General features: G+C 46.5%; 18 protein-coding genes and 2 riboswitches. Of the genes, 14 read left to right on the plus strand and 4 right to left on the minus strand.

The features are described 5' to 3' along the window. Window positions 1-2: 2 nt before the first annotated feature. A complete protein-coding gene (locus tag H525_RS0121195) occupies window positions 3-1,316 on the minus strand; it encodes an ammonium transporter (protein ID WP_155837505.1) in 1,314 nt (437 codons plus the stop codon). Window positions 1,317-1,601: 285 nt separating this feature from the next. Between H525_RS0121195 and H525_RS25080 the strand changes: the two genes are divergently transcribed. From H525_RS25080 to H525_RS26785, 8 genes are all read left to right on the plus strand, one after another. Then, entirely contained in the window at window positions 1,602-2,720 is a 1,119-nt protein-coding gene (locus H525_RS25080; RefSeq protein ID WP_051331216.1) for a GspE/PulE family protein, read from the plus strand. Further along, entirely contained in the window at window positions 2,695-3,738 is a 1,044-nt protein-coding gene (locus H525_RS0121205; RefSeq protein ID WP_081413549.1) for a type II secretion system F family protein, read from the plus strand. The genes H525_RS25080 and H525_RS0121205 overlap by 26 nt, the downstream gene beginning before the upstream one ends. A gap of 16 nt (window positions 3,739-3,754) precedes the next feature. Next, complete coding sequence (locus H525_RS25085) at window positions 3,755-4,111, plus strand: competence type IV pilus major pilin ComGC (protein ID WP_051331217.1); 357 nt, start codon at window positions 3,755-3,757, stop codon at window positions 4,109-4,111. Further along, window positions 4,093-4,560: a prepilin-type N-terminal cleavage/methylation domain-containing protein gene (locus H525_RS0121215; protein WP_081413550.1), complete on the plus strand. Its 468-nt coding sequence runs from the start codon at window positions 4,093-4,095 to the stop codon at window positions 4,558-4,560. The genes H525_RS25085 and H525_RS0121215 overlap by 19 nt, the downstream gene beginning before the upstream one ends. Next, a complete protein-coding gene (locus H525_RS0121220; RefSeq protein ID WP_211237055.1) occupies window positions 4,529-4,975 on the plus strand; it encodes a hypothetical protein in 447 nt (148 codons plus the stop codon). The genes H525_RS0121215 and H525_RS0121220 overlap by 32 nt, the downstream gene beginning before the upstream one ends. Then, window positions 4,972-5,394, plus strand: a complete 423-nt coding sequence (locus H525_RS0121225; RefSeq protein ID WP_027417839.1) for a ComGF family competence protein — start codon at window positions 4,972-4,974, stop codon at window positions 5,392-5,394. Before H525_RS0121220 ends, H525_RS0121225 begins: the two co-directional genes overlap by 4 nt. Then, a complete protein-coding gene (locus H525_RS0121230; protein WP_027417840.1) occupies window positions 5,391-5,786 on the plus strand; it encodes a hypothetical protein in 396 nt (131 codons plus the stop codon). The genes H525_RS0121225 and H525_RS0121230 overlap by 4 nt, the downstream gene beginning before the upstream one ends. 136 nt (window positions 5,787-5,922) lie before the next feature. Beyond that, window positions 5,923-6,090: a YqzE family protein gene (locus tag H525_RS26785; RefSeq protein ID WP_081413551.1), complete on the plus strand. Its 168-nt coding sequence runs from the start codon at window positions 5,923-5,925 to the stop codon at window positions 6,088-6,090. Between the two features lie 68 nt (window positions 6,091-6,158). Here the strand turns inward: H525_RS26785 and H525_RS0121240 are convergent, their stop codons facing one another. The 3 genes from H525_RS0121240 to H525_RS27695 form a co-directional block, all read right to left on the minus strand. Beyond that, window positions 6,159-6,983: a YqhG family protein gene (locus tag H525_RS0121240; protein WP_027417841.1), complete on the minus strand. Its 825-nt coding sequence runs from the start codon at window positions 6,981-6,983 to the stop codon at window positions 6,159-6,161. Further along, window positions 6,980-8,695: a DEAD/DEAH box helicase gene (locus H525_RS0121245; protein ID WP_027417842.1), complete on the minus strand. Its 1,716-nt coding sequence runs from the start codon at window positions 8,693-8,695 to the stop codon at window positions 6,980-6,982. The genes H525_RS0121240 and H525_RS0121245 overlap by 4 nt, the downstream gene beginning before the upstream one ends. Before the next feature lie 464 nt (window positions 8,696-9,159). Next, window positions 9,160-9,258, plus strand: a riboswitch (glycine riboswitch). A gap of 3 nt (window positions 9,259-9,261) precedes the next feature. Then, window positions 9,262-9,343: riboswitch (glycine riboswitch) on the plus strand. A gap of 57 nt (window positions 9,344-9,400) precedes the next feature. Further along, window positions 9,401-9,640 carry a hypothetical protein gene (locus H525_RS27695; RefSeq protein ID WP_155837497.1) on the minus strand — a complete coding sequence of 80 codons (240 nt, stop codon included), beginning with the start codon at window positions 9,638-9,640 and terminating at the stop codon, window positions 9,401-9,403. A 51-nt stretch (window positions 9,641-9,691) separates the two neighbouring features. Between H525_RS27695 and gcvT the strand changes: the two genes are divergently transcribed. Genes gcvT through H525_RS27700 form a run of 6 tightly spaced genes read left to right on the plus strand, consistent with a single transcriptional unit; the run spans window position 9,692 to window position 15,003 of the window. Then, entirely contained in the window at window positions 9,692-10,792 is a 1,101-nt protein-coding gene (gcvT, locus tag H525_RS0121255; RefSeq protein WP_027417844.1) for a glycine cleavage system aminomethyltransferase GcvT, read from the plus strand. A 16-nt stretch (window positions 10,793-10,808) separates the two neighbouring features. Next, window positions 10,809-11,201 (plus strand): glycine cleavage system protein GcvH, encoded by a 393-nt coding sequence (gcvH, locus tag H525_RS0121260; RefSeq protein ID WP_027417845.1) that lies wholly within the window; start codon window positions 10,809-10,811, stop codon window positions 11,199-11,201. A gap of 2 nt (window positions 11,202-11,203) precedes the next feature. Then, window positions 11,204-12,556: an aminomethyl-transferring glycine dehydrogenase subunit GcvPA gene (gcvPA, locus tag H525_RS0121265; RefSeq protein WP_027417846.1), complete on the plus strand. Its 1,353-nt coding sequence runs from the start codon at window positions 11,204-11,206 to the stop codon at window positions 12,554-12,556. Further along, the gene (gene gcvPB, locus H525_RS0121270) at window positions 12,549-14,009 is read left to right on the plus strand and encodes an aminomethyl-transferring glycine dehydrogenase subunit GcvPB (protein ID WP_027417847.1); all 1,461 of its coding nucleotides are present in this window, start codon (window positions 12,549-12,551) and stop codon (window positions 14,007-14,009) included. The genes gcvPA and gcvPB overlap by 8 nt, the downstream gene beginning before the upstream one ends. Before the next feature lie 60 nt (window positions 14,010-14,069). After that, window positions 14,070-14,840: a TraR/DksA C4-type zinc finger protein gene (locus H525_RS25090; RefSeq protein WP_155837499.1), complete on the plus strand. Its 771-nt coding sequence runs from the start codon at window positions 14,070-14,072 to the stop codon at window positions 14,838-14,840. After that, complete coding sequence (locus H525_RS27700; protein ID WP_155837501.1) at window positions 14,800-15,003, plus strand: hypothetical protein; 204 nt, start codon at window positions 14,800-14,802, stop codon at window positions 15,001-15,003. The genes H525_RS25090 and H525_RS27700 overlap by 41 nt, the downstream gene beginning before the upstream one ends. The last annotated feature ends 88 nt before the right edge of the window (window positions 15,004-15,091 follow it).

Raw genomic sequence — 15,091 nt, forward strand, 5'->3', positions numbered from 1 at the left:
AATTACAGGGAACTCACTTTATTTTCCACTTTATTTTCTTTTGTGTTCAAATGCTCAGGATATCCGTAAGCACCGTGTTCGCTAAGATCCAGGCCGATAATTTCTTCCTCCGCAGTTACCCGAAGCCCCATGACCAACTTCAAAACGTAGAGGATAACAAAGCTGACAACTGCAACATACAGGGTAGCGCCCAGTACACCTGTTATTTGCACGAGTAACTGGTGCCATCCGCCACCGTAGAACAGTCCCGCGTTCCCTACGCCTGTCGCTTTCACGAGGCGCGGAGAAGCGAAGAATCCTGTAGAAATTGTGCCCCAAATTCCGGCAATTCCATGAACGGAAAACGCGCAGATTGGGTCGTCGATTCCTTTGCGTTCAAAGTACAGGGAAGTAAAGAAAGTAATAATTCCTGCCAATGCTCCAATCACGACGGAAGCCCACGGTTCAACAAAGGCACAGGAGGCTGTAATGGCAACAAGTGCTGCTAATACGCCGTTAATCATGCTCGTTATATCGGCTTTGCCGAGAACTGCCCATGCAATTAACATAGCAGCAACAGCGCCGGCAGCGGTCGCAAGATTGGTTGTTAACGCGATGTACCCGAAGAAACCGTCTTTCACCGACAATGTTGACCCGGGGTTAAAACCGAACCAGCCAACCCACAATACGATGGCACCCAGTACGGAATAAACCTGATTATGGCCTGGGAGTAAATTTGGTTTCCCTTTACTGGTAAATTTCCCAATGCGAGGTCCGAGCAGAAGAGTAGCAACGAGCGCCGCAATTCCACCTTGCAGGTGAACGACGGTTGACCCGGCAAAATCTTGCATACCCATCTGACCGAGCCATCCGCCGCCCCATACCCAGTGGCCGATGACAGGGTAGATAACAATGGTAAAAAGAGTACCGAAGACAAAATATACGGAGAGTTTAGCCCGTTCAGCAAAACCTCCCCAGGCAATGGCCAGGGAAACCGCAGCGAAAGACAATTGGAATAAGAATTTTAAAGAAAGCGGGACGTGCGCCCATGAGAGGGAAGAAAACACTTTATCAACCTGGCTGTCGGGGACATTTAACATCCAGCCGCTTAATCCTATAAAACTATTTCCATCCCCGAATGTAATCGCAAACCCGAATAACCAGAAACAAATACTGGCTATCGCAAAACTAAGTACTTGCTTTCCTGCAACGTGTCCGGCATTCTTCATCCGGGTGGAACCTGCCTCAAGTAAAGCAAATCCGGCTTGCATAGAAATAACTAAAATTGCGGCAACAAACGTATAAAACGGATCGATAAGCCCCAAAATTTGGTCCATTTTCATTACTACTCCTCCCTTGTGTTATGTTTTATGACATTATAATGTTGATTTAGTAGGGAGTGCAAATGATGTTACATTAGTTAACATGTGTTTTCTTTCTGTTTTCACCTTTTTAAATCGTTTTTCATGCTTTTTCGCTCTTTTTTAATGTAACCATACCTGACATGACAGCTGTCTCCATACCTGTCATAACAGTTATTCTCATTCTAGCGGCTAAATATATGTAAATTATTTACATATATAAAAATATATGGTAAATTATAGGAAAGGAGTTGATGTCACATGACGGATATAAGCGAATATGTACACGATCTCATTGAAAAAGGAATTCAGGCCGGAGCAAGCGATATTCACATTGATCCGATTTCCGATGGAGTATTGGTTCGTTTCAGAATGGATGGTTTTCTTAAGGAAATAGAATGGAAAGAAGAAATGTGGGGACCGCCTGTTGTGTCGAGAATTAAGTTGATGAGCGGTATGGATATCGGCGATAGAAGGATGCCGCAGGACGGAGGTTTTTCCTTTGAGCTTCAGAGAGATGGGGAGAAGGAGACGATTGATATACGGGTAGCGACCCTGCCCACCATTTATGGCGAAAAAATCGTTCTTCGCTTACTGCCGCACAATACCTGCTACCACTCTCTTTCCTCGCTCGGAATGAAGCCGGAGCATGTACAAGCTGTCCGGGAGATGCTGGTGCAGTCGCAGGGCATGATTCTAATTGCCGGACCAACGGGGAGCGGAAAGACGACAACGATGTACGCGATGCTGCATGAGTTGCAGCGTGAAGGTCGCAACGTCGTTTCGCTTGAACAGCCCGTTGAATATAGAATTGCCGGTGTGAATCAGGTGCAAATTCATCCTCGTTCCGGGTTGTCTTTTCATGAAGGGTTACGGGCGGTTCTAAGGCAGGATCCGGATGTGATTTTAGTAGGAGAAATACGGGACAAGCAGACGGCGGAAGTGGCCATTCGCGCCGCGCTGACAGGACATCTAATCATTACAACCGTCCATACGTTTGATTCCGTCAGCACGATTATCCGCTTGCTGGATATGGGGATTGAACCGTATTTAGTAAGTTCTGCTATTACAGGAATAATTGCTCAGCGACTAATTCGAAAAGTTTGCATCCATTGCTTCGGAAAAGATGCTTCGTGCAGCCGGTGCAAGGGAGCGGGCTTTTTTGGGAGAACGGGAATCTATGAGGTGCTTGCAGTGGACGAGAGCCTGCACCCGTATATTTTGAATTGCAGTTCTGCCGAAGTGATGCGTAAATATATGGTTTCCAATGGCTTTGTGACTCTATCCTCTATTCTGGAGGAAAAGGTTGCTCAGGGAGTAGCTGAACCGACCGAGTGTCAGCGATATATGACTTATGGTCATAAAAGCACGGTGGTCTGACCGTAAGCTGGCGCAATTGAGTTATCGACTGTCCTATTTACTTGAATCCGGTATTCCTCTTTTGGACAGCATTGATCTCGTCATGCGCCACTTCGCCGGCAGAGAAAAAGAACAGCTTCAAATGGTGCGTAAAAATCTGGAACAGGGACAGTCACTTTCAAAAGCGATTTGCCATTTGTCTGTTCCGCCGCTTTTTGTATCGTTAATTGTTGCTGGCGAGCAGCATGGTCATTATGCCTCTAGTTTTTCGTTTGCCGAACGATATTATCATGTACGGGCCAGGTGGAAGCATCAGATATATCAGTTGGTAAGCTATCCGGCGCTGTTATTTTTACTGTCACTTGCCAGCTTATGGTTTTTATTTTCGTTTATTTTCCCCCAGATAAGCGCAATGTACAGGACGTTGAATGTTTCTCTGCCGTTAGTGACACGTATCATGGTTTATATGTATGCTATTTGTTCTTCTTATGGATGGCCAATCGCAAGTTTGATCTTTCTTCTCGTATGCTTTTTCTTTATTGTCCGGAACCAAGCAGGGATCGTCTCCCGACTAACGCGGCTGTTATTTGCCATGCCTGTCACTAACACATGGATGAAACTGCGATACAGCCACTACTTTTCGATGCAGGCAGGATTATTGCTCGAATCAGGAATTTCTATTCTGGAAGTAGGTGAATTATTTTATGAAAAAGCGCCATGGCCAGTTTTTCGGCAGATTATGAGTCAGATGGTGGATAAACTTCAGGAGGGAAGGCCGTTAAGCAAGATTCTTGCGGGTTTTACCTTATATTTTACAGCTGAGATGGTGAAATATATTGAACTTGGCGAAGAAGGCGGGCAGGTGGGGCAGTGCTTGTTTTTTTACGCCGGTCAGGCTGAAGAAGAAATAAAGCAAATGGTTCAAAGGATGACGCGCTGGCTGGAGCCGCTGATTCTATTGTTAATCGGAATGATTGTTCTTGTTGTTGTCCTGTCTTTTTTCCTTCCTGTACTGCATATGGTCAGTTCATTAAAGTAAGAAAAGAGGGTGAAAAATGAAAATGTTTCCTCCAAAAGTAAAGTCCGAACGCGGATTTACGTTGATTGAAATGTTAATTGTGATTGCCATTATTGGTATTTTTCTTTCGTTGGCACTGCCTGATTATAAGGGAACGGTTGTAAAAGCCCAAGAGCGCAGCTGCAAACTTACCCAGCAGATGATTCTTACAGCCTTGGATTCGTATTATATTGACCATAATAATCAGTATCCTCCCGGCGCAACGGCGTTTCAGGTTTTGGTGGATAATCACTACCTTCAATCGGTGCCCAAATGCCCCGGCAATGGAACGATTAGCGTGAAAATTGCCGCAGACGGTTTATCTGCCGCCGTTACATGCAGCGAGCATCCTTAGTGATGAAGCTGCAAAAGGATAAAGGTTTCAGCTTGCTGGAAGTCATTGTCGCTGTGCTCATTGCCGGGAGTGTAATGCTGGTGGCATTGCCTGACATGAGCAGCGAATTTCAAAGAATATACAGAAAGCAATACATCGAAGAGTTGACGGCAGATTTATATGTGGCGTCCAACTATGCCTTATCCCGCAAAGAACGTATCACGGTGTATTTAAATTCTTATACCGGGATCATTAAAATTCTTCCCTGGCGGCCGCATACAGTAAAAGTTATTTCACCTCCTCCCGGCTTTTGGCTAGATTACAGCTTTTCTGCGGATGAATTCGAATTTACACCGCAGGGGCACATTACAAAGGCAGGAACGGTCTGGATTGTCTCTCCAAACAAGGAAGAATGCCATATTACCATTTATATGGCAGGTGGACGCTTTACCGTTCAGCAATCTCCGTAAAGAAGGAATCGATTTGAATAAGAAATTGAACCAAAAAGGTTTTATGTATCTCGAGTCGGTGTTTACTCTTTTTCTTTTGCTGCTTTTGTTAGGAGTCGTGAACCAAACGATAGAGACTATCGATCAAAAAAGGATGGACAGCCAGGACAATACGGCAAGTTATCTGCTAGCCCGGTCCCTTATCGAACAATGGAAAGCGAAGGGCAGTCTGGTGGATGCAGAGGATCACTTTATCCATGGAAAATGTTATGCTGTTCGTGCGAGACTGATGGTTGTTTCGGAAATGGTAGAGAAATGTGAGGTCGAAGTAAGTTGGCAGAGTTCAGGATCGGAAGAAAAGAAGGTAACGATGGAAGGATACCGGTTTGCCCCCGTCAATCCCCCGCCTTCTACTGGAGCGGCCAGCGTGGAATGACGCTTATAGAAGTTCTTGTTTCCTCTATGGTTGTGATGATGATCACGGTTTGTCTGCTCGCATTTTATATGCAGAGCAGCAGGCATATTCAGAATGTAAAAGATACATCGATTCTGGATGCGGAAGCACGTGCTTTCTTTGCTTATATCGAAGGTGAAATGCATGGTGGACATGGTTTTTTGCCTCTTAGCGACCGGCTGCAATTTTACGATAAATACAATAACCTGATTTTTTATGAGGTGAGGGACAAAAAGATTCGTCGAAGGGTAAATTTCACAGGCTATGTTGTGTTATTGACATACGTCCGTTCCGCAGCATTTGAATCCGCTGGGAACGGATGCTGGTTTCACCTTGTTTTAGAGCGCAATCATGTGTATTGGCGGGGGAGTTTTTTTATCGCAGGGAGAGTGATCCGGTGAGTAAGCCTCATGCTATAATAAATGAGCGAGGTTCGTCGCTTATCGTTTCTTTATTGTATACTCATATTATTCTGCTGCTCCTTTTGCATGCGGTTTCTCTCCTTTCCACCATGCATGAAATTGCCCATAATGATTTGGAAAGAAGCAAGGTTTACTATGCGGCTGAAGCGGGGCTGTACATGGCAGGTGAGCAGTTATTGAAACAAAGCAAATGCACGGCTTTTCATTTTGACATGAACGGTAACGCGGTTGAAGTTAAAGTCACGCAGCGTCAGCCGACTGAAGTCATTCTTACCGCAACAGCGGCACGGCCTCCTGATTATGCGGCAGGAATTGTCATGACATTGAATCCCGTGACCGGAGACATAACGAATTGGGAGGATACGAAATAGGGGTCACCGTTGAGGAGATTATGGACGATTTATGGACAAATCCTATTTTCCAACGGTATATCCTGGAAAAGAATGATTGAAAAAAGTATGAAACGGATAGCCTATAAGTAAAATCATCTGCAGAGGGCGATTAAGAATGTCTTCTTCCCAGGAATATGTCCGTTATTTAACGGAACGTATCGTGAAATATATGGAAACTCCAAAGGACCAGCGGGTAAAAAAGCCCAAAGAGCCTTGGACATATCGTTGGTTTGGGATTTTGCCGTTGGCGCTCCGCATGATGTTCCGGTGGAAAGTGAAGTAGAATTCAGTGGTCGTTTAGGTTATTGCCAGCGCCTATCTCTTGGTGCTGGCCAAGCTTTTCTATAGAAACTATAAAAGGTAAAACAGTCCTCCGTTAATAATATCCACTTCAATCCGAGGTTCATACTGCCAGCGGAGTTCTTGTATGCGTTTTGTTTTATAATCCAGTGAATTGGCTTTCTTTTCTTCTTTTTCGCTTTCGTTCGCGTCCGTCTCGCTTTTTTTATGCGCATAGAAATTTTCCACAATGGCCAACTCCTCGTTTAACCGGCGTTCTGCTTCTACCGCCCATACAGGGTTTTCTTTTGCGATTTCGTTTTGAACGTAATCTTCCAGTTTTTTTATAGCCGAGTCGATGGTGAAAATCGACTGGACGGTATAAGTATAATTTGGTAGCACGGGGTCAAGGGGGCGCTCTTGCATCCGGGAGAAGAAATCTTCCTGAATGGTTCCGTGGAGTAGATTGATGCCAAGCGATAAAAGAACGTCCTTTTTGCGGTCACATATATACGATATTTTATAATTAACGCCAAGCCATGGGATCAATGCCGCTCTTTTGATATCTTTTCCCGGGCATTCAAATAGCCGGATATAACGCCCACGCCTGCGGGTAGAGGCGAAAAACTGGTGCAGCCGCGGAGAACCGAACGTCATTTCTTCACCCCGCACATCGTCCGGCGCGTTTTCTTTATCAAAAATGAATGTCATGTGCATGGGCTGAGGCTCTATGTTTAACCGCTCTACATACGTCCAGTAGAAGGGACGGTTGCCCAGGTCTTTATCGACTTCAACAGGGAGCCGGACTTGAAAATAAGAAGGGTGTACCTGTGTATAGTGGCTCTGATGCGCATCGAAATAGCGCTCAAGGTAGCGGCGAATTTCCATTTTATTCATGGCAGCACCACATTCTGCAAGGATTTCTGGACCGGTTCCGCTTGAAGATGCTGCCGGGAGTGATGTATGACCTGGCTTAGATTATCCATTTTAATTCGTATTTCCCCTTCGCTTTCCGATTCCAGCATAATTTGAATCAGGTTCTGTTCGATCGATCGTTCAAATTGCAGACGGTCAATAATCGTGTCCAGCTCACCAATTACCATTTCAAAAAGATGGATCTTTTCATACAGCAGCCGCAGAATTTGTTCCTCAATCGTATTTATCGTAGATAGATTATAGATATAAACATCCCGTTTTTGACCGAGCCGGTGCACACGTCCGATGCGCTGTTCCACGCGCATGGGATTCCATGGCATGTCGTAATTGATTAGTCGATTGCAAAACTGCAGGTTAATCCCTTCACCGCCGGCTTCTGTGGCAATCAGAGCCTGAGCCCGTTGTTCAAACAGTTGACTCATCCAATCTTTTTTGCCCCGCTTGAAACCGCCTCGAAATAAAACAGATGTTACACCGTGCCGAGCGAGCATATGCTGCAGGTACACCTGGGTGGCGCGGTATTCGGTGAAAATGATAACCTTATCATCCGATTCCTTGATAATTTCAATCATTTTTTCTGCTTTTGAATGGGATTTAATTCGTTTTATTATCTCGACCAGTCCGCGAATTTTCTCCCGCACCGGTGAATTCTCCGGTGCGCGATCGTGCATGTTGGCGAGTGTGATGTACGTGGCTTCACGGCTTGAACATACTTCGCGCTGCAGCGTGATTAACGACAGCGGATTTTTATAGTACCCTGTTTCACTGTGGTATTCTTCCCGAACAAAGTTTGTAATTTCGTTATAAAGCGTTCGCTCCTCGGGCGACAGTTCGACAGATACGGTTATGACGTGCCGCTCCGTAAACTCGACGGAACCGTCCGCCCGCCGGTTACGCACCATTACTTTTTTTAATTCATTTTTTAATAAATCTTCGTTTTTTACCTGCCGTTTCCCCTGCGAATACGACTGCTGGAAGGAATCGGAGTGGCCTAAATGTCCGGGCTTCAACAGGGTAATGAGATTATACAATTCGTCTAGCTCATTCTGGATGGGGGTAGCGGTTAATAGTAAACAATATTTTTTTTTGATTTCCTGGATAAATTGATAATTCCGCGTCTTTTTATTTTTGAGTTTATGCGCCTCATCGATGATGACTAAATCATAGTCCTGTTCCAAAATAATGTCACGGTGAGGAGGGCGCTTCGCCGTATCCATGGAAGCGACAACACAGTCATACTGTGTCCACATATAGGCTTTTTTCTGTGCGACCGCAGGAATGGCGAACTTGCTTGTTAACTCCCGCACCCATTGGACCACAAGGGAGGCGGGAACGAGAATCAATACTTTTTTAATCAGTCCGCGGATCATATATTCTTTCATAATAAGCCCGGCTTCAATCGTTTTTCCCAAACCAACTTCATCCGCTAACAAAGCCCGGCCGTGCATTTCCTGAATCACACGGCGGGCGGTTTCAATCTGATGCGGAAGGGGGCTTAATCCCGGAAGGTGACGGAGACACTGGAGATCGTTAAAGTTGCCAATCGACGTTGCCTGCTCCGCTTCCCACGCAAGCTTATACAGTTCAGGATGATGCCACGGTCCGTCCGTTTGGATTCGCTGCTTCAACTCATCAAACCACTCGCGGTTGAAGGATACAGGAGCGTTTGTCACCTATACTCACCTCCAGATAAAGGTAGTCAAAGTTTGTGTCAAGCTGTTCATATTTATGTATATGGTAAAGAAAAAAGCTGAGGATCATACGAAGTACAAATGGTAAACCCAGATGATTGAATGGAAACTACTTAGAACATAACAAAACCCCGGATTCGGCGAATTTACAATAAATCCTTCTCCACAAGATTAGCTTGTCGGGCTTGTCTTATCAAATCTCTATTGGATTCACTCGATACGTTTCTGATTAAGCTTTTATATGGAAACGTTCGTTATTTCAGGGAAAAATACGGTTTATATCTTGATTTGTGCGGTTGATATACGTATAATCATAACAATCAATCCTAATTCAGTGAATTCATTCACTTTTTATTTTTAAAAAAAGGATTGAAATTTTTCTGAATCATGTTAGGATTAAAGAGGTCAGAGGTTATACCATTTTAAATGAACGTACATAATGGCGGATGATAACAGAGGGAGAGAACGCGAACACTCGAATCGCGTCGCCGAAGGAGCAAGTGATACCTTTCTAATCTCTCAGGCAAAAGAACTTCTGTTGGACGCAACTCTGGAGAGAGCCGGTAGGAAGCCGGTCACCAAAGGGGAAACCGGACCGTTCCGGGTAGCTCTCAGGTATAAAGGACAGAGATAGGGATGACACCCTATTTCTGTCCTTTTTTATCGTTAAGGAAAGTATATGTTGCTTTACAGTGTTAAAGCAACATATACTTTCTTCCATTGGTCACCTGAGAAAAACTCGCGGGAGTGTGCCGAACGTTGCTTTTTCGATGTGGAGCGTGTGGCCGGAAGGTCGATCAGACCGACAATTGTCTCCATCATTGAGGTACCCGGATGTTTTGTCGGTCCGACCTTCCGGTCACTAAGCGGCCGTTTCGCTACCCTGCAGAAAAAGGACGAGCGGCAACGCCCGCGAGTTTTTCTCAATGCAGATAGGAAAGCATAATAACAGCATCATTAATGGAGGTGAGCCTATACATGTCAGATCTAAAGAAGACACCGCTTCACGCTTTATATAAAGAAGGCGGAGCGAAAACGATTGATTTCGGCGGTTGGGATTTGCCGGTTCAATTTACGAGTATTATCGAAGAACATGAAGCGGTTCGTAATAAAGCGGGATTGTTTGATGTATCCCATATGGGTGAGGTTGAAGTAACCGGGCCGGATGCCCTTTCCTTTATTCAAAAAATTACAACCAATGATGCGGCAAAGCTTGGAATTGGGCAGGCACAGTATTCGATTATGTGCTATCCGGACGGCGGAACCGTGGATGACCTGCTTGTTTACAAACTGGCGGATGACCGGTATCTGCTTGTGATTAACGCGGCAAATATTGATAAAGATGTGGCATGGATGCAGGAGCATGCTGCCGGTGACATGCAGTTAAAAAATATTTCTGATTTGACTGCGCAACTGGCACTGCAGGGACCACTCGCCGTGCATGTGCTGCAGAAGCTAACCGGTGAAAACGTGGCGGGTCTGCGGCCGTTCCATTTTATCGAAAATGCTGAGGTTGGAGGCGTTAAGGCTCTTGTTTCGCGCAGCGGGTATACCGGAGAAGACGGATTTGAGTTGTATGTAAAGCCCGAAAACGCCCGGAGGTTGTGGTGTAAAATCCTGGAAGCTGGTGGGGGAGACGTACTGCCGTGCGGCCTTGGTGCGCGTGATACGCTTCGCTTTGAAGCAAGGCTCCCGTTGTACGGGCAGGAACTCAGCAAAGAAATAAGCCCGATTGAAGCTGGCGTTGGTTTTGCGGTAAAAGTTGACAAAGAAACACCGTTTATCGGCCAGGATGTGCTACGCAAGCAAAAAGCAGAAGGGGCGAAGAGAAAGCTGGTCGGCCTCGAAATGATCGAACGCGGAATACCGCGGTCCCATTATGCGGTGTACGCGGGTGAGGAGAAGATTGGGGAAGTTACAACAGGCACCCAGTCGCCTACCCTGAAGAAAAATGTCGGGCTGGCGCTCATTAAAGTGGAATACAGCGGGATCGATACCGAGGTAGAAGTAGAAATTCGCGGAAAGCGCGTCAAAGCAAAGGTAGTGCCTACACCTTTTTATAAACGTCCAAAACAATGATAGGGGAGAAAGAACAATGGGTCAAATTTGTGCAGCATTAAAATACAGTAAGGAACATGAATGGGTAGAAGTGCTGGAGGAAGGCAAAGTCCGCGTCGGGATTACCGATTTTGCCCAGCATCAATTAGGGGATATTGTATTTGTAGAACTTCCGCAGATCGGGGCGGAGGTTGAGGCGGATGAAAGCATGGGAACCGTTGAATCAGTCAAGGCAGTTTCCGACATCTACTCGCCCGTTTCAGGCCAAGTGTTGGAAGTGAACCAATTGCTCGAAGATTCGCCGGAAACGATTAACACCGACCCTTATAAAGCAGGATGGATGGCCGTGATTACGCTGAACGATCCGGCTCAACTGGATGGATTAATGACGGCTGAAGAATACGAAGTGTATGTAAAAGAGGAGGAATAAGGGTGAAGTATCGCTACCTTCCCACAACGATAGAAGACCGTAAAGACATGTTCGAGGTGCTTGGCATCTCTGATATTTCCGAGTTGTTCTCCGATATTCCGGCAGACGTCCGCTTTACGGGTGAACTCAATATCCCGGAAGCGCTGCCGGAGCCTGAATTAGCCAAGTACATGGCCCGGCTCGCCGGGAAGAATGCAAATGCGGCGGAATATGCGTACTTTCTTGGGGCCGGGACGTATGATCATTACATTCCGAGCATTGTAAACCATGTAATTTCACGCTCTGAATTTTATACAGCTTACACGCCGTATCAGCCTGAGATTAGCCAGGGTGAGCTGCAGGCGATTTTTGAATTTCAAACGATGATTTGTGAATTAACGGCCATGGATGTCGCCAACTCTTCGATGTATGACGGCCCGACAGCCCTCGCGGAGGCGGCTGCCATGGCGGCAGGCAAAACAAAGAGAAAGAAAATCGTCGTGTCCCGTGCTGTTCACCCAGAATCACGCTCGATTCTGCGGACAAATGCCAGGGGGCTGGGGCTTGAAATTGTCGAGGTTGGCTGTGCCAACGGCGTGACGGATATGGAGGCGCTCAGTGCCGCGGTTAATGAAGACACGGCGGCGGTTCTCGTACAATATCCAAACTTTTTTGGCGCTATTGAAGATCTTGCTGCGATGGAACAAATTGCGCATAAACATAAGGGGCTGTTTGTTGTCAGTTCAAACCCGCTGTCTCTTGGTGTTCTCCAACCGCCCGGTGCATTCGGCGCGGATGTTGTTGTTGGTGACGCGCAGCCGTTTGGCATCCCGATGTCTTTTGGCGGTCCGCACTGCGGCTATTTTGCAGTAAAAAAAGAATTGATGCGTCAGATTCCGGGACGGATTGTAGGCCAGACGAAGGATGAACAGGGTCGACGCGGATTTGTGCTGACGCTCCAGGCGCGGGAACAGCACATTCGCCGGGAAAAGGCGACGTCAAACATCTGCTCGAACCAGGCTTTAAATGCATTGGCCGCTTCGGTGGCTATGACGGCATTAGGCAAAAAAGGCGTACAGGAAATGGCCATGTTGAATGTACAAAAAACCCAGTACGCCAAACGTCAGATTGCCGCCCTCGAAGGCTATGAAATTGCGTTTGATTCACCGGTCTTTAATGAATTCGTGGTCAAAGCGCCTGTTTCTGTAGGTGAGATCAATAAAAAGCTGCTGCGAGACGGAATTATCGGTGGGTTCGATTTATCCCGTGATTATGAAGAACTCTCAAATCACATGCTGCTCGCGGTAACGGAGCTGCGAACGAAGGAAGAAATGGATCGTCTTGTAAAAGGATTGGAGGGAGCACGTCATGTCTAATACGAAAGAAAAAGCTCTCATATTTGAATTGAGCAAACCGGGTCGTATCGGCTACAGCCTCCCGGAGTGCGATGTGCCTGAAGTAGACGTAGCGGAAGCGGTTCCGTCTGCCTATCTGCGTGAAGTTCCAGCCGAATTGCCTGAGATTAGTGAACTGCAGATTATGCGTCATTATACCGAACTTTCCAAGCGGAATCATGGGGTAGACTCCGGTTTTTACCCACTTGGATCCTGCACAATGAAATATAATCCGAAGATCAACGAAGATGTGGCCCGCTATCCGGGATTTGCCCGCATTCACCCTTATCAGAGCGAGGAGACTGCACAGGGAGCCCTTCAATTAATGTACGAACTCCAGGAAGACCTGGCTGAAATTACAGGTATGGATCAGGTAACTCTTCAGCCTGCTGCCGGGGCGCAGGGCGAATGGACCGGGCTGATGATGATTCGCGCCTACCACGAAAGCCGGGGAGAAGCACGCAGCAAGGTGATCGTGCCGGATTCCGCACATGGAACCAATCCGGCTTCCGCAAGTGTCGCGGGACTGGAAACTGTTACAGTGCCTTCCGATGCAGAAGGAAATGTGGATGTTGAAGCTTTGCGCCAGGCGATGGGACCTGACACGGCTGCTCTGATGCTGACGAATCCAAATACGTTGGGGCTTTTTGAAAAAAATATTGCAGAGATCGCACAAATTGTCCATGAAGCTGGCGGCTTGCTGTATTATGACGGAGCTAATGCCAATGCTATACTTGGCAAAGCGCGTCCCGGCGACATGGGATTTGATGTTGTGCATTTAAACCTGCACAAAACATTTACAGGCCCCCATGGCGGCGGCGGTCCGGGCTCCGGTCCTGTCGGCGTGAAAAAAGGGTTACTTCCTTTTCTGCCTAAGCCTGTTGTAGTCAAAGACGGAGACACGTACCGCCTGGACTATGATCGCCCCGATTCCATTGGACGTGTGAAGGCGTACTATGGAAACTTTGGCATTAACGTGCGCGCGTTTACGTACATTCGTACGATGGGGCCCGAAGGGTTGCGCCTCGTTTCCGAAAATGCCGTTCTGAATGCAAATTACATGATGCGCCGTCTGGCTGAGTATTACGACCTGCCGTTTGATCGGATATGCAAACATGAATTTGTCCTCTCAGGCAAACGCCAGAAAAAGCAGGGCGTACGGACGCTGGATATCGCAAAACGGCTGCTGGATTTCGGCTACCATCCGCCGACGATTTATTTCCCTCTCATCGTGGAGGAATGCCTAATGATTGAGCCTACGGAAACAGAATCTAAGGAAACATTGGATGAATTTATCGATGTGATGATTCAAATCGCGAAAGAGGCCGAAGAAACGCCGGATGTCGTTCTCGAAGCACCGCACCATACCGTGGTCAGCCGTCTGGATGAAGTGCAGGCCGCCCGCAAACCCGTGCTTCGCTATACAAAAGAATAACGAAAGTGAAAGCTCAGCTTAAAACCGCTCGTATCCTCCGGGATCGCGAACGGTATTTTTATGCCCGCCGGGGAAACACTATGTACAGAACAATGGCTGTACGAACTGGAAGGAGTGAGTAAATTGTTAACGCAGGAACAGCTTTCCCACTTTCGCTCCCTTTTGCAGGATCAGCGCCGGGAACTAACCGAAATGCTTGATTATAACGACCGTTTTGGCACCCAGCATTCATCGGTTCATGAATCTTTGAGTGAGTTATCCAGTTATGATAATCATCCTGCCGACTATGGGACTGAAACGTTTGAACGGGGAAAAGATATTGCCCTGAATGAGCATACGGAAGAAGAAATCAGGGATATTACGCGTGCCCTGGAAGCGATGGATAAAGGCACCTACGGAAAGTGTGAAGTGTGTGGGGAGAATATCCCTGTTGAAAGGCTGGAAGCCATTCCTTCCACCGTTCGCTGCGTAAAACATGCCGCCGACCAGTATGTCTCTCAGCGGCGGCCGGTAGAGGAGGATGTTCTGCGTCCGGAGTTCGGCCAATTTGAATATGACGAGCGGGACGCAACACTGTACGACGCCGAAGATAGCTGGCAGGAGGTGGAGCGGTACGGAACATCCGAAACGCCTTCCGATTTTTATGATACCGCCAAATTTACGTACAACGAAATGTTTGTGGAATCGGATGAAAATGTCGGTTATGTGGAAGACCTCGAAGGATTTTTAATTACCGATATGTATGGGAATTCGCTGGATGTGAACACAGATGCACCGCTGCATGAGGAATATGAAAAAAGGGTCGATCGTTCTGCCGAAGAAGACGATTGAAATGAAGATGACGATTGGGACGAAGAAGGTAACCGCGAATACAAAAGGCGTTAGACTTCAATATCCGCAAATGAAAAGAAGCCGGGCTATGCCCGGTTTTTCTTTATTATCTTATTATCTTATTATCTTATTATCTTATTATCTTATTATTATTATTCACTAGTGTTGCATTAATTATATTTCAGTATTAAAAATCATCCCAATATTGAAATTTATTGTTTTTGCCAATAAAAAAATCCTTTACAATGGAA

The organism is Aneurinibacillus terranovensis DSM 18919 (assembly GCF_000430625.1).
Taxonomy (GTDB): domain Bacteria; phylum Bacillota; class Bacilli; order Aneurinibacillales; family Aneurinibacillaceae; genus Aneurinibacillus_B; species Aneurinibacillus_B terranovensis.